The following is a 15,338-nucleotide window of genomic DNA, read 5'->3' as shown; positions in this document are numbered from 1 at the left end:
TAATCCCGCTATCCGTTTCAATCTTTTGTGGCGAACCCCGCCACAAAAGGATTTTCACTTCTATCGGGGCTAGGACAATCATTTTCATAACACTATTTTCGTATAGTTTGTCATTCCGAGGAACGAGGAATCGCATCAGGAAACTCGAGAAAGATTGTCCGTAATGCATTCGCGTACAGTTTGTTACCCCAAAGGCACGAGGGATCTCCGGTAAGTAGCTCGACAAAGATTGGCGATTTTGATTGCGGAATTTCTCGTGGAGATCCCTCGTTCCTCGGGATGACAAAAATGAGAAAACCAACTTTGATAAGGATTCCAAAACGTTTTAAAGCAATCCTAATATGAACTTATATCACTTATATGGTTCAAATTCGGTTCAATAATTAGATCAAACAAATAACAAAACTCGTTTTATCTTCATCGGTTTGATAACTTAAATAACCGCCATGTGCTTCTATGATATTTTTAGAAAGTGTTAAACCAATTCCTGCACCGTCTTTTCTGGTGGTAAAAAACGGTAGAAATACTTTATCCCGAATCTCCTCGTCGATTCCTTTTCCGTTGTCTGAAATCCTGATGAAAAAGCGATTATTTTCAGTGTAACTGGATAGAAACATTTTCTTTTCGTTCTTTTCCTTTAAGGCATAAATACTATTTGTAATTAAGTTAATAATCACTTGTTCCATTTGGTTTTTGTCTATTAAAATAGATCTTGAACTATTAATTTCGTTTATTAATTCTATATTCTCCGCTTTCAAAATTGGACTCATGATTCGCATACAATCTTCAAAAAGTGTATTTATAGGCGTCATTTTCTTAGTTGGAGTTGGCAACATGGCAAGTTTACGGTAGTTTTCTACAAAAACCTGCAAGTGGTCGCTCCTATTTATTATGGTTGAAATACTGCTTTTGATGTCCTCAAAATCATCTTCTTCTAATTGTTCCTGATCGACTATTTGCAGTAAATTCTGCGAAAGTGCACGAATTGGCGTTAAGGAATTCATTAATTCATGCGAAATAATTTTCATTAGATTAATCCACGCTTCTTTTTCTTTTTTCTCAATAACGCGCTGAATACTATCCAATAAAATGATAAAATATTCCTTATCGTAGGTTTTCGTATAAGATGTTTGCAGCATAAAAGTCTGCAAATCCTGATCTTCAATCTTTATCGAAATCGCCGATTTTAATTCGGCAAAACCAACATTCTCAATTTCATCGCAAAGTGATGGCAAATAATTTTTTAGATAATTCCAATGGCTTACTTTTGGGACTTTGAACAACTTTGAAAAACAATCGTTCATTAAAAAAATCTTCCAATCCTCATTTTCCTTTTCTAAAATTAAAGTTCCTGTATCAATATTATTTAAAATCGATTTGTAAATAAGATCTTTTGAAGTTTGCTCTTGTTGCTGAACTTTTAACTTGTTGTATAAAAGGTACAAAGTCTTGAAATTTTCTTTTTTATGTTCTTCCGGAAAATTGGTTGAAAAGTCATTTTGTAAAATCGAAAGCAATGTTTTATCGTAAAACGATGATTGATTTTTGATATAAAAATACATTTCAGACAGCAGTAGTAAAACAAAAAAACCAACCAAAATTGCATTGTAATACAATGTTTTGTGAATTAAAAAAACGCAGAAGAAAAAGGGTATCATAACAAATACAACCCTTATAAACAAAGCATTATAGAATTTCCAGTTTTTCATTATTTATTTTTTATTGCCACAGATTAAAGGAAAAATGATTCTTAAAATTTGTTTCACGCAGATTTTATGAGATTTAAGCAGATAAAATTATATTAAAGTAAATGTATTTAATCTTGTAATTTTGGCAAGATTATTTCTTTTTATTGCCACACATTACAAGATTAAAAATGATTTCTACTTGATATATTTCTCTCGCAGATTTGCAGATTTGGCGGATTATTAAAATCTTTTTATCTGCCTGATCTGCAGAATCTGCGAGAAACAATTTTAAAAATTATTTTAATCTTTTAATCTGTGGCAAAACTTATTTTTTAATTCTTTAAATCGTATTTTTCGATTCTTCTGTACAAAGCTGCTCTGGACAAACCTAGTTCTTCGGCTGTTTTACTAATGTTTCCGTTGTGTTTAAATAATGCTTTTTCGATGGCATTTTTTTCCATTTCAGATAAAGGATTTTCATCATTTTCCTGAATATCTTCAAAATCCAGAATATCTAAATCGTTTACAGTAATTGTATTATTATCGGCTAAAATTAAGGCGCGTTCAATTTTATTTTCGAGTTCGCGAATGTTTCCTTTCCACGGATATTTTTCTAAATATGGCGCAACATTATCATCAAAATGCCAATTTTCCTGATTGTATTTTTCAGCAATTTTATTCAGAATAAAATGTGCCATTGGAACAATATCATCTTTTCGTTCGCGTAATGATGGCAAATGAATTTCCATTGTATTTATTCGATATAATAAATCTTCACGAAACGTTTTGTTTTTAACCTCAGCTTTTATGTCGCTATTTGTTGCCGCAATAATTCGAACATTTAATGGTCTTGCTTTGCTTTCGCCCAAGCGCGTAACTGTTTTAGTTTGTAAAACGTGCAATAATTTCGATTGCAAATGCAGCGGAATATTCCCAATTTCATCGAGAAAAATTGTTCCGTTTAAGGCTGTTTCAAATCTTCCGGCTGTATCTGTTTTTGCATCTGTAAAAGCTCCTTTGGCATAACCAAAAAGTTCACTTTCGAATAAATTATCACTTAACGAACCTAAATCCACATGAACAAAAGGTTGTTCTTTGCGCTCAGAATTGAGATGAATAAACTCAGCAAAAACATATTTTCCGGTTCCGTTTTCTCCTAAAATTAAAACATTTGCATCTGTTCTGGCTACTTTTTCGGCCATCAAATAGGCTTGTTTGATTTTAAGGGAAGTGCCAACGAAATAATTTTTCTCTGGTTTTTCTATAATTACTTTTTTGCTGCTTTTTCTGCTTTCGGCGACAGCCTTATCAATTATTTCAAGTAATTTTTCGTTGTTCCAGGGCTTTAAAACATAATCAAAAGCGCCAATTTTAATGCCTTCAACCGCAGTATCGATTTTGCCAAAAGCGGTCATTAAAATCACGATTGTTTGTGGCGAAAGCTCTTTAATTTCTTTTAGCCAATGAATTCCTTCCCGCCCATCTTCAAAACCTATTCGATAATTCATGTCTAACAAAACCACATTTATTTCATTTTCATTTAAAATAGAAATGATTTTTTTGGGATTATTTGCTGTAAAAATCGTCTCGAAATGTTTTTTGAGAATCATTTTTGCCGAAAAAAGAATTTCTTCCTGATCGTCAACGATTAATATTTGGGCTTGTTTTCTTCGCATGAGTTATTTTTTTGTTCGATATCGAACGGTCAACTGTTCATTATCGAACAGTTATTTTTTTGAATGTTTTTTAAGCTTCTTTAAAATCAATACTTTACAAATAATACTTTTTATGGCACAATATTTACTTGTTTGATTATCAGTAAATTATTAAAGAAATGGACAAAGTAATTCCTCGTAAAAATAGAAAATTTAGATATCTCACAATAACAATTGGAGTTTTTTTAGTTTTGGGCACAATCGTTTTTTTCTCGTTTAACACTAAAAGAAGTTTAAATGTAAAAGCAGATGAACTCAGTATTCAGAAAGTTGAAAAAGCTTTTTTTGAGGATTTTGTAGTTTTTCAGGCAAAAGTTGAACCTTTAAACGTCATGCTTGTAAATGTTACTGAAGGAGGTTCTGTTAAAGAAATTTTTGTCGAAAATGGCGCGATGGTTACAAAAGGTCAATCTCTTGCGCGTTTGTATAACCCAAATACTGAGCTTAATTATCTTACGCAAGAAACGGCAATTATCGAGCAAATTAATAATTTGAACACTGGAAAACTGAATATTAGAAATCAGGAACTAAATTTGAACAAGGATTTGGTTTTGATCGAACATGATTATAATGATGCGAAAAGATTGTATGATATGAATGCGAGATTATTTGAGAAAGAGGTGATTTCGAAAAATGACTGGAATACTTTTAAGGAAGGTTTGCGTTTTCAGGAAGAACGCAAAAGAACGATTCAGCAAAGTATTCAGAAAGAAAAACAAACGAATCAAATTCAGATTTCTCAAATTAATAATTCAATTCAAACGATGGAAAAAAGTTTGGATATTTTGAGAAACAACAAAAAAAATTTCCTGATTACAGCTCCGGAATCCGGCAGGTTAACTTCGTTTCAGCCTGTTTTAGGAAAAACTTTTCAGGCTGGAGAAAGCATCGGAAAAATAGATTCTAAACAAGGTTATAAACTTACTGCGGAAGTGGATGAATTTTATCTGGAAAAAGTTAGAGAAGGATTAAAAGGTCAGGTTGAATTTCAAGGGAAAAATCTTGAAGTTTTAGTTACCAAAGTAATTCCGGAAGTTAAAAGCGGACATTTTATTGTAGAATTAGCTTTTGTATCTAAAGAAAAAATCGTTCTACAAGACGGACTTAGTTTTGGTGTGAAACTGATTTTATCGGAGAAAAACAAAACTCTTGTCGTTCAAAAAGGAAGTTTTAATCAGGAAACAGCAGGAAAATGGATTTTTGTTGTAAAGGGAAATAAAGCCGAAAGAAGAAATATAAAATTAGGTCGTGAAAACCCATCATATTATGAAGTTCTGCAAGGTTTGAAAGAAGGAGAATCTGTGATTATTTCTTCTTATTCTGATTATAAGGATGTTGAGGAATTGGCTATTAGTTCTCAGTAACAGTTTTCAGTAACAGTTCTCAGTCGCAGTATTCAGTCGCAGTTTACAATTCACAATTAATAATTCACAATTAATAATTAATAATTAGCCACGTTTCAATCATCAATCAAAAAACACAATCAATAACAAACTAAATATTTTAAAACTATGATAACAATTCAAAATTTAACCAAAGTTTTTAGAACGGAAGAAGTAGAAACTTCGGCTTTAAGCGGGATTTCTTTAGAAATTAAACAAGGTGATTTCCTGACTATTATGGGACCTTCGGGTTGTGGGAAATCGACTTTATTGAATATCATCGGACTTTTAGATAGTGCAGATGGCGGAAGTTATAAATTATTAGATCAGGAAATGATTGGTTTAAAAGAGAAAGGAAGAGCAATTGTTCGTAAAGAAAATATTGGTTTTATTTTTCAAAATTTTAATTTAATCGATGAACTTTCGGTTTATGATAATATCGAATTGCCTTTGCTTTATAATAATGTAAAAGCATCAGACAGGAAACAAAAAATCGAGGCAATTGCCGAGAAACTTAATATTTCACATCGTTTAAAACATTATCCGCAGCAACTTTCAGGAGGTCAACAACAAAGAGTTGCTGTTGCAAGAGCATTGGTAAATGATCCTAAAATTATTCTTGCCGATGAACCAACGGGGAATTTAGATAGTAAAAATGGTAATGAAGTGATGGAACTTTTGACTGATTTACATGCAAAAGGAGCCACAATTTTGATGGTTACGCACTCTGATTATGATGCTTCGTTTTCGCAAAGAACGATTCATATGAAAGATGGTGTTATATTTTCTGAAAGATTAAATCAGAGAAATGTTGATGTTTTTATGAACGCTAGATAATTCAAAATGATAAAATTTATTGTAACAGCAATTTTAATCCTGGCGGGATTTGTTTGCAAAATATTGGCAATGATATAAAAACTTAACAAATTTAAAAATTGTCAGGTACTCAAAAAGCAACGATATAACTATAAAAAATACAACATGATTTTTAACTGGTTTAAAATATTTATATATCATTTAAAGCAAAACAAATTGTTTTCGTTTTTAAATGTTCTGGGATTAAGCATAGGAATAGCCGGCGTAATTTTCGCGATTTTATATTGGAATAACGAAAATGCATACGACAAATGGAATCCTGAAAAAGAGAACGTTTATCAGGTTTTAAATAAAATTGGGGCAACCGGAAATACCTGGGCGTCAAATTCTATTCCTTTTGGAGAAACTTGCAAAGCTACTATTCCTGAAATTGAATCCATTTCTTTCTTTAATAATACGTGGTACGATACTGCTCCGATAAAGTACAAGAATATGAAATTAATGGGGGAAAAAATCACCGTTGCTGATAATGACTTTTTTGGCATTTTCCCGTTTCCAATTGTAAAAGGAGCTAAATCTAATATCTTAAAAGAAAACAATAGCGTTGCCTTGTCTGAAGAAACTGCAAAAACTCTTTTTAAAAATGAAGATCCAATTGGTCAATCAATAAATTATGACAATAAATTCTATATTGTAAAATCTGTTTATCATTTGATAAGTCCGTCTTCTATAGAGCCTAATTACGTATTTGGCGGTGTTGAGCATGAAGGCGATAAAACGAGTTGGGGAAATTTTAATTATGGATTAGTTATTAAAACTAAAAAAGGAACTGATGCTACTGCCTTTTTAAAGAAATTGCAACATGTAAATTTTGTCAACAGAACTTTAAAAGATGCAAAAGAAAGCGGTCAAAATGTGGCGCAGTATGTTAAGGAAAATGGTGAAACTACGGTGATCATCGATCAATTAAAAACAGCCCGCCTGCATGGTACAAAATCTACGCAGGGCCATAATTATCCGGAAGGAAGAGGAGATTTACAATTACTTTATATCATGATTGGTTTATCTTTTTTGATCCTGGTTTTATCCTTGGTAAATTACATCAATCTGGCTACGGCGTCAGCTATTAAACGCGCTAAAGAAGTAGGTGTCCGGAAAATTGTTGGAGCTTCAAAAAAGCAGATTATCTTTCAATTTATCTTTGAAACAGCTATAATTAGTCTTCTGGCTATACTTTTTGCTTTAGCAATTGTAGAAATTTCATTACCGTTTTACAATGCTTTCCTTAAAAAATCCTTAACTATGAATGGTGGTGAATTTTACCTGCAGCTTATTTTTATTTTTGGATTAGTAATTGTTCTTGCTGGGATCTTCCCTGCCGTTTATATCTCAAATTTTGAAACCTTAAAAGTTTTAAAAGGTAATTTTTCAAGAAGCAAAAGTGGTATCTGGATTAGAAATTCAATGTTGATTTTTCAGTTTGGTATTGCTTCTTTTTTTATTATTGGAGCAGTAATTGTAAATTCTCAAGTTACTTACATGATGAATAAGGACCTTGGATTTAGCGGCGATCAGGTAATTCGAATTCCATTTAATAATGCAGAACGAAACAAAAGAACAGATAAATACCTAACAGCAAAACAAGAAATCAGAAAAATGCCGGGGGTTCTAAATGTTACTACTTTTGCCGGGACTTTTGGCAACAGTACTAATTCAAGTTCAGGATTTAGGCATAATGGCATTTTTGTACAACCAAGAAATGTTGAAATGGATTTTGGCTTTCTTGAAATGATGAAGATAAAAATAGTTCAGGGTCGCGACTTATCTGCCAAGTTTGCATCAGATACTGTAAGCAATATGTTGATTAATGAAACTTTAGCAAAAACCCTGAATCTTAAAAACCCTGTAAATACTATTATTAGATCTGGCTGGAGTGATGGAAAAGACGGAAATGCAAATTTTAGAGTTGTAGGCGTTGTAAAAGATTTTCACATTACAGGATTGCAGGATAAAGTTCCGCCTATGGTTTTTGTCAATCTTAAAACTCTTAAATGGAATAATTTTAATAATGTATATATAAAAGTTTCTCCTAATAATTTGACGGAGACTTTAGCGAAACTTAAAACGTATTGGGACAAAAACGTCAATCAGTATTATCCTTTTGAATATGAATTTGTCAATAAGGGATTTGCTAAAACGTATCAGGAACAGGTAAAACAGAAAGATTTATTTTTTATACTGAATCTTGTAGTGATTATTATCGCGGTTTTTGGATTATTTGCTTTAGCTTCTTTTTCTATGGAAAGAAGATTGAAAGAAATCGCGATTAGAAAAACATTGGGTGCAGAAACGGATATTTTACTTAAAGAATTATCAAAACAATATGTTGGTTTTTGTTTAACAGGATTTGTAATTGGTATTATTCCTGCTTATATCTTATTGCAAAAATGGCTGGAAGATTTTGCTTTTCGAATCAATGTTTCTGTAATACCTTTTGGTATTGCGCTTGTTTCTTTATTGGTTTTAACGCTGATAATAGTTTTGGCAAAAGCCTATCAGGTTACCAAAATTGATATCCTGAAATATTTAAAATACGAATAAGCTTGTAGATCATTTTTTTTAAGAAACCCGACAGGTTTTAAAAAACTGTCGGGTTTAACTATGTCTTTATTTCACAGCTACAGCATCTGAATACAGTAATTTATCTAGTTGCGGATCTCTGTCGTATACATCCGGGTAAAAACCAATTTCGCCATCATCGCTTACCCAAGCTGTAAAATACCCTATATAAATTGGGATTTTATTTTTTAGCGTACAAGTTGTTTCTTTTTCGCCGCTCATTGCCTGATTTATTTTATCTACCGGCCAATCCGGATTGTCTTTTAAAATTGCAAGTGCCAAACCTTTCGCCTCTTTTACATTGATACAACCGTGACTAAAAATACGCTGTTCAAAGTCAAACAAACTTTTTGCGGGCGTATCATGCAAATAAATATCATTTGGGTTTGGAAACATAAATTTTACCAATCCTAAAGAGTTTGTTGGTCCGGGTTTTTGTCTCACATTTCCTCCATTCCATTCCATATTATGATCTGCCAGATAGTTTTTATCTTCGGCCATTTTGAGTTTTAATTCATTTTTAATGATACTTTGAGGAACGTACCAATACGGACTAAACACGATTCGTTCGATATTGCCGGAAAAAATTACGGTTTCGGTCATTCGGGTTCCCACAAAAACATCAGATACTAATTCATACTTACCATTTTTAACATAAGCGAGTTTAAACGATGGTATATTTACCATTACATATTCATTTGCCTGCGCTAAATTTGTTGGTATCCATCGACATCTTTCCATGTTAAGCATTATCGTTTTTATGCGATTGCCTATTGGCTCATTCATCTGGGCAATATGATCTTTGGTTAATGTGTAATTTAGCTTAAGACCGTATCTGCCTTTATATTTTAAAATTCCAGCCATCATTTCTTCGTCATATACATCTCTTTTAGAATCTTGTGCGAGGTCTCCAATAATAAACAATCGCTCTCTGATTTGTTTTACGGCAACACCACTGTCAAATGGTTTTAGATCTTTATAATTTGCAACGTCAATATCTATCTTTTTCCACTGGTTATTTTTCTCAATAGTCCGATATTTTTTCAACATTGATTTCAGTTTATAATATTGCCCGTATAAAAGATTTTCATCTTTATTTAATCGGTCAGGATCAACCATTAAGGAATCTAATATTTTGACATACGAAATACTTTTAGCGGGTAAAAACCAGCCAATTTTCTTTAAAGTCGCAGCATCAACGCCAGAATAAACATTGCTGGCATAAAATACATACATATTTGATAATAGAAGTTCTGTATCAATTTGAGGAAGGTCAACAGATACATTTTCATTAAAAACATCATCTACTAAATCCATATACGGCATTGTTGCTTTTACGCCCTGATCGTTGAGCAAACGCACTTTATGATATAAAAGTGATCCAAATTCGCTAACTCGTGTATCATCGTACCAAAGCGAATTGTATTCCTTTTTTTTATAAAGATCTAAAACGTCGTTTTGGTATTTTTTTAGTTTAGGATATTTTTTGTAAAACTGATCAATTGATGCTACATCAACAGCAACTTTAGAGACATATCTTTTAGATGTGAAAACGTTCTCAGATTCCGTTGTAAAATTTTTTATTTTAATTTCTTTAGAAGAAGATTCAAAAGAAAACATCAAGAAACTAACGGCAATAATTATAGATAATAAAGTAAATTTTCGCATATCCTTAAGATTTAAATTTTAGAAATAAATTTTATTCTAAAAAATACCGAAAACCCATAATTCGTCCAAAAACAGCTTTCACGTATTTTTCAAAATAGTAGAAATCATTTGATTTGGGTACTCAAATATAGCCAAGATTATTGATATTCTGGATATTCGATTCTAAAAATTTATCATAAAATTCGTATAATTTAACTTTAAATAAGTTTTTGATGTACAATCATAAATAAAATTGCAATGTAATTTTAGAATCAGAAAGTAAAACCAATCGGCCAGAATAATTTTGACTAATCCTCATATCAATAAATACAATTTAAAAGGGTTTGAATCCGAACATAATCTGTTATCTTTGTAGTCTGAAATCAGTTTAAATAAACACAATGCTTAATTTGATTTCTTTCAATAGAAAACAGTAGATTAAAATGAAATTAGATAGAAAAGAAATTCTTAAAGCTCTAGAAACAATTACTATAGCCGGAGAAGGAAAAAATATGGTTGAAAGTGGTGCTGTTGCCAATGTAATAACTTTTGGTGATGAAGTTGTGGTCGATTTACTTTTGCACACACCTGCAATGCACATTAAAAAAAGAGCCGAAGATGATATCAAAAAAACAATTCTTGAATTGGTATCACCAGACGCAAAAATCAAAGTAAACATTAAGGTTGAAGCCAAGGAAAATCCTAATGAAATAAAAGGAAAAGCAATTCCCGGAATCAAAAATATTATTGCCGTTGCTTCTGGTAAAGGCGGAGTTGGAAAATCTACTGTTACTGCAAATCTTGCCGTAACGCTTGCAAAAATGGGTTTTAATGTTGGAGTTCTTGATGCAGATATTTACGGGCCTTCAATGCCTATTATGTTTGATGTTGAAAACGAAAAACCAATTTCGATTACCGTTGACGGAAAATCAAAAATGAAACCGGTTGAAAGTTATGATATTAAAATACTTTCTATTGGTTTTTTCACAGCTCCAAGTCAGGCAGTAATCTGGAGAGGTCCAATGGCTGCAAAAGCTTTGAACCAAATGATTTTTGATGCAGATTGGGGAGAATTAGATTTTATGTTGATCGATTTACCTCCCGGAACCGGAGATATTCATCTTTCGATCATGCAATCATTACCAATTACCGGAGCTGTTGTGGTAAGTACACCTCAGGCTGTGGCGCTTGCCGATGCTAAAAAAGGAGTTGCAATGTTTATGCAGGACAACATCAATGTTCCTGTTTTGGGAATTATAGAAAACATGGCGTATTTTACTCCGGAAGAATTACCTGATAATAAATACTATATCTTTGGACAGGAAGGTGCAAAAAACCTTGCAGAAGATTTAAATGTTCCGTTTTTAGGAGAAGTTCCTATCGTACAATCAATTCGTGAAGCTGGTGACTTTGGTCGTCCGGCAGCAATGCAGACTGCTTCAGCAATCGAAGCTGTTTTTGAAGAAATAACCAGAAATGTGGTTCAGGAAACAGTAAACAGAAATGATAATCTGCCAGCAACAGAAGCTATTAAAATTACAACTATGGCAGGTTGTTCAGCAGTTAAGAAAAATTAGATAATGAGATAATTAGACAATTAGATAATGCTGTTTTTTTGAGAATTTAAAATTTTCTAATGGACACATTTTCTAATTATCTAATTCTTTAATTGACACATAAAATTATGACAACAGAAGAATTAACAAACAATGTATTATTAGCTCTGGAAGAAATCAGACCTTTTTTAAATTCTGATGGTGGAGATATTACACTAATTTCTATAGACGATGACAAACATGTCAAAGTTCGTCTTGAAGGAGCATGTATTAGCTGTAGTGTAAACCAAATGACGCTAAAAGCAGGTGTTGAAACAACAATAAAAAAATTCGCCCCACAAATCGAAACTGTAGTAAACATCATGTAATAAAATGATGTTTTTCTGCTTTTTAAATTTTTTCAATTAACAGGAATAATAGTTCTTTGAGTAGATTATTTCAGAATTAACAATAATACAGTAGAAACAATACAGCTTATTGCAGATTTATCAAAAAATAACGTAAAATTTTAAGAGTTATAGCTAAGTAATTATTACATAATTAACTTAAATTTGTCACTTAACTTAATCTTAAAGTCTATGAAGAATTATTACGCACTATTTTTATTGCTATTTTGCATTTCTGTAAATTATGCACAACAAACTACTCAAACACTAGTTGTTGACAAAGCCTGGGTAAACGAATCTGAGGAATGGTCTGATTTTCAACATGCAGGTCAAATTGTATTTTCAACCAATGCAAAGGAAGCAGAAGGAAGTTTAAGAATTGGTAATTATGATTTCCTTTATGATTTTTGCGATGGGAAAGCTAAATTTGCAAATAAAGCAACTTACAGTGCTGCTCAATTTACAAATCCAAGGAAAGTTTCTGTAACAACAGATAAACAAGGAGTGATGAATTCAACTTATGAAGGCACTCTGATTTTTCAATCAGATAAAGATTATTATTCTGTAATTGCTTTAGTAACAATATTAGAGAAAAACGGAAATACTCTTGGCTTAAAAATGCGTCTTAAAGAAGGAAACAAAAAAGAATACGCTTTTAGTATCAAAAACAGCTAATATATTTTAGGGATTTTTTCACGTTATAAAATCCAAACCAGTAAAATTCCAATAATTAAATGGATGTATTAATAAAGATTAAAGATCGAGAAGGAGTTATACACGAGTTACAAGCTCCAACTGATATGGCGATGAATATAATGGAGTTATGCAAAGCATACGAACTACCTGTTGAAGGAACCTGTGGCGGAATGGCCATGTGTGCTTCCTGCCAGTGTTATGTTCTTAATGATGTTGCATTACCTGAAATGGGAGATGAAGAAGAAGCCATGCTGTCGGAAGCATTTTATGTTAAATCAAATAGTCGTTTAGGCTGTCAAATTCCAATTACTACCGAGTTAGAAGGATTAGAATTAGAATTAGCCCCTGAATATTAAACGATAAATTACAATATTTTAAATTCCAAATTCCAATAGTATCAATATTCTATTGAATTTGGAATTTTTTATTTGCCTTTATTCCAGACCCGACGGATCAAAAGGTTCAAATTCTCTTTCAGAAAATGCTTCAGTTAAGATTCCTGATGAACACAACCACGTTATAGTTTCCTCAAGTGTATTTCCTGCTTTATAAATCATTTCGCTATTTCTGGGCAAAATAAAATATTCATTTTTAAGAAGTATTATTTCGTCCCCATCAAAAGTATCCCCAATTCTAACAGTCCCGAAGTCTCGGTTTAAAACTTCTTCTTTTGTCAGAACATCTTTTCCTTCGTCCCAAAACCAATATTCTGTAATACGATTTTTCCATTCCTGCAAAGTCATGATTATTGTTTCAGGAAGAAATATGCGCACATAAGTTCCACCCAGAATTCCGCTTCCGTATTTTAAAACATATTCTTTATAATCCTGATCAAAAACAATATTTAATGTTTTTTCGCAAGCCAGAATTTCTGCATTGTCAGCAACGAACAAATCGGTTGAATTCGTTTTATAGTTGGGGATTATTTTATAATTATCAAAGTTCATTTCCTTTATTTTTATAAGCTAAGATATGATTTAGATTATCTATTGTAAAACTTTTTAATCAAATTTCATATTCGATTTCTCCAATATAGAGTAATCTGAATTTTGAATTGGTTATTGTAACCGGCGTTTCAATTTGATTTTTTGAAATAAAAATAATCGTATTGATTTCTTGTAGATTTTGATCAACTAATCTATTTTGTGCTTCTAAAATCCATTTATCAGAATATGAATAACCTACGAATTTATCTTCAAACGAAATATCTTGATTTTCAAATCCGCTTTCGATAAAATCATGATCTAAAAAATTCTCGTTTTGGGATTTCGCAAATTCAGAAATATATTTTTGATCTTCATCAGAAACTTCATCTTCATAAAATGCAGGATCTTCACCAACAAAATCAAAATACTCCTTTTCTGATTCAAATTTTCCAAACCAAAAATGGCAAGTCTCTGTTTTCATTATTTTATAATTTATGGTTAAGACAAAAGTATAGCTTATCCTGAAAATCTCCGCAAATTAACAGCACAAAAAAACCGCAATTACATTACTGCAATTACGGTTCTTTCTTTATAACAATTTTCTTTAATCTCTGATTATACTAAACCTGCCTGAATTAAATATTCAGCAATCTGGATTGTGTTTGTCGCAGCTCCTTTTCTTAAGTTATCAGCAACTATCCACATGTTTAATGTGTTTTCCTGGCTTTCGTCACGACGAATTCTTCCAACAAAAACATCATTTTTACCTTCTGCATATAATGGCATCGGGTAAGTAAAAGTATCTAAATTATCCTGAACTACTACTCCATCAGTATGATGTAAAATTTCACGAACTTCATTTACATCAAAATCATTTGTAAACTCAACATTTACCGCTTCGCTATGTCCGCCAACCACTGGAACACGAACCGCAGTTGCTGTAACTCTGATGGTATTATCACCAAGAATTTTTTGAGTTTCACGAACTAATTTCATTTCTTCTTTAGTGTATCCATTTTCTTCGAAACTATCGCAATGTGGAATCGCGTTTCTATGAATTGGATATTTATATGCCATTTCTCCCTGAATTCCTGCGTATTCATTTTCTAATTGTCTCACCGCTTTTACACCAGTTCCGGTAATTGATTGGTATGTTGAAACGATGATTCTTTTTATGTTGTATTTTTTGTGCAATGGAGCCAAAGTCAACACCATTTGGATTGTTGAGCAATTTGGATTTGCAATAATTTTATCTTCTTTAGTCAATGTATTTGCATTGATTTCTGGAACAATTAATTTTTTTGTCGGGTCCATTCTCCAAGCCGAAGAATTATCAATAACTGTTGTTCCGGCAGCAGCAAATATTGGTGCCCATTCTAGTGAAGTATCTCCTCCAGCTGAGAAAAGAGCAATATCAGCTTTCATATCAACCGCCGTTTGCAATCCTACAACTTTATATTTTTGACCTTTATATTCAATTTCTTTACCTACTGATTTTTCAGATGCAACAGGAATTAACTCAGTAACGGGAAAATTTCTTTCTGCTAAAACTTTAAGCATTATCTCGCCAACCATACCAGTGGCACCTACAACGGCTATTCTCATTTTTATATTTTTAGTATGAATTAATCTAATTTATAATACAAAAGTAGCTATAATAAAAAACAAAACAAGACGCTTCACAAAAAATAACAAAATGTTATAAATCAAACAAAATGATAGAATCTGGTCAATCCCAAAACCTGTAGAGAGAAAAAAATTACCGCAGAAAACAATACGTTTTTTATTGTTAGTTTTTATAAAAGACAAAGTTCACAAAAGCTTTATACTGATTTAGCTTTGCGAACTCTGGGCTTCTACGATATGCTTAGATAAAAATTTTGCGTTATCTGCGGTAAAAATAATTA

13 protein-coding genes are annotated in these 15,338 nt (G+C 32.0%); 7 read left to right on the top strand and 6 right to left on the bottom strand.

Translation table 11 applies throughout. The annotated features are described in order from the left end of the window. Nucleotides 1-383: 383 nt before the first annotated feature. Together ACHZDT_RS17670 and ACHZDT_RS17665 are read right to left on the bottom strand one after the other, a co-directional pair. Nucleotides 384-1,709 (bottom strand): sensor histidine kinase, encoded by a 1,326-nt coding sequence (locus ACHZDT_RS17670; RefSeq protein ID WP_394775978.1) that lies wholly within the window; start codon nucleotides 1,707-1,709, stop codon nucleotides 384-386. 311 nt (nucleotides 1,710-2,020) lie between these two features. Then, nucleotides 2,021-3,364 carry a sigma-54-dependent transcriptional regulator gene (locus tag ACHZDT_RS17665; RefSeq protein WP_394775977.1) on the bottom strand — a complete coding sequence of 448 codons (1,344 nt, stop codon included), beginning with the start codon at nucleotides 3,362-3,364 and terminating at the stop codon, nucleotides 2,021-2,023. 158 nt (nucleotides 3,365-3,522) lie between these two features. Here ACHZDT_RS17665 and ACHZDT_RS17660 point away from each other — a divergent pair, with 158 nt between their 5' ends. From ACHZDT_RS17660 to ACHZDT_RS17650, 3 genes are all read left to right on the top strand, one after another. After that, nucleotides 3,523-4,767, top strand: a complete 1,245-nt coding sequence (locus ACHZDT_RS17660) for an efflux RND transporter periplasmic adaptor subunit (RefSeq protein ID WP_394775976.1) — start codon at nucleotides 3,523-3,525, stop codon at nucleotides 4,765-4,767. A 147-nt stretch (nucleotides 4,768-4,914) separates the two neighbouring features. Continuing rightward, on the top strand, nucleotides 4,915-5,622 hold the full coding sequence (locus ACHZDT_RS17655) for an ABC transporter ATP-binding protein (protein ID WP_394775975.1): 708 nt from the start codon (nucleotides 4,915-4,917) through the stop codon (nucleotides 5,620-5,622). A gap of 144 nt (nucleotides 5,623-5,766) precedes the next feature. Beyond that, nucleotides 5,767-8,202, top strand: a complete 2,436-nt coding sequence (locus ACHZDT_RS17650; RefSeq protein WP_394775973.1) for an ABC transporter permease — start codon at nucleotides 5,767-5,769, stop codon at nucleotides 8,200-8,202. 66 nt (nucleotides 8,203-8,268) lie between these two features. On the opposite strand, the gene ACHZDT_RS17645 is transcribed toward ACHZDT_RS17650, so the two are convergent. Next, on the bottom strand, nucleotides 8,269-9,888 hold the full coding sequence (locus ACHZDT_RS17645) for a murein L,D-transpeptidase (RefSeq protein WP_394775972.1): 1,620 nt from the start codon (nucleotides 9,886-9,888) through the stop codon (nucleotides 8,269-8,271). Between the two features lie 422 nt (nucleotides 9,889-10,310). Between ACHZDT_RS17645 and ACHZDT_RS17640 the strand changes: the two genes are divergently transcribed. The 4 genes from ACHZDT_RS17640 to ACHZDT_RS17625 all read left to right on the top strand — a co-directional run bounded on the left by ACHZDT_RS17640 (nucleotide 10,311) and on the right by ACHZDT_RS17625 (nucleotide 12,861). Next, on the top strand, nucleotides 10,311-11,444 hold the full coding sequence (locus ACHZDT_RS17640; protein ID WP_394775971.1) for a P-loop NTPase: 1,134 nt from the start codon (nucleotides 10,311-10,313) through the stop codon (nucleotides 11,442-11,444). A 107-nt stretch (nucleotides 11,445-11,551) separates the two neighbouring features. Further along, the gene (locus tag ACHZDT_RS17635) at nucleotides 11,552-11,791 is read left to right on the top strand and encodes a NifU family protein (RefSeq protein WP_394775970.1); all 240 of its coding nucleotides are present in this window, start codon (nucleotides 11,552-11,554) and stop codon (nucleotides 11,789-11,791) included. Nucleotides 11,792-12,001: 210 nt separating this feature from the next. Then, complete coding sequence (locus ACHZDT_RS17630; RefSeq protein WP_394775969.1) at nucleotides 12,002-12,484, top strand: hypothetical protein; 483 nt, start codon at nucleotides 12,002-12,004, stop codon at nucleotides 12,482-12,484. A 59-nt stretch (nucleotides 12,485-12,543) separates the two neighbouring features. Further along, a complete protein-coding gene (locus ACHZDT_RS17625; protein WP_026982672.1) occupies nucleotides 12,544-12,861 on the top strand; it encodes a 2Fe-2S iron-sulfur cluster-binding protein in 318 nt (105 codons plus the stop codon). A 78-nt stretch (nucleotides 12,862-12,939) separates the two neighbouring features. Here the strand turns inward: ACHZDT_RS17625 and ACHZDT_RS17620 are convergent, their stop codons facing one another. The 3 genes from ACHZDT_RS17620 to ACHZDT_RS17610 form a co-directional block, all read right to left on the bottom strand. Further along, on the bottom strand, nucleotides 12,940-13,452 hold the full coding sequence (locus ACHZDT_RS17620) for an SMI1/KNR4 family protein (RefSeq protein WP_394775968.1): 513 nt from the start codon (nucleotides 13,450-13,452) through the stop codon (nucleotides 12,940-12,942). A 58-nt stretch (nucleotides 13,453-13,510) separates the two neighbouring features. After that, nucleotides 13,511-13,912: an immunity 22 family protein gene (locus ACHZDT_RS17615; RefSeq protein ID WP_394775966.1), complete on the bottom strand. Its 402-nt coding sequence runs from the start codon at nucleotides 13,910-13,912 to the stop codon at nucleotides 13,511-13,513. Between the two features lie 134 nt (nucleotides 13,913-14,046). Next, nucleotides 14,047-15,036, bottom strand: coding sequence for an aspartate-semialdehyde dehydrogenase (locus tag ACHZDT_RS17610; protein ID WP_394775965.1), 990 nt, complete (start codon nucleotides 15,034-15,036; stop codon nucleotides 14,047-14,049). Between the last annotated feature and the right edge of the window lie 302 nt (nucleotides 15,037-15,338).

Origin of the sequence: Flavobacterium sp., from assembly GCF_043722275.1 — a bacterium.
In the GTDB taxonomy this organism is placed as follows: Bacteria; Bacteroidota; Bacteroidia; order Flavobacteriales; family Flavobacteriaceae; genus Flavobacterium.
This window is presented reverse-complemented; position numbering and strand designations above follow the sequence as displayed.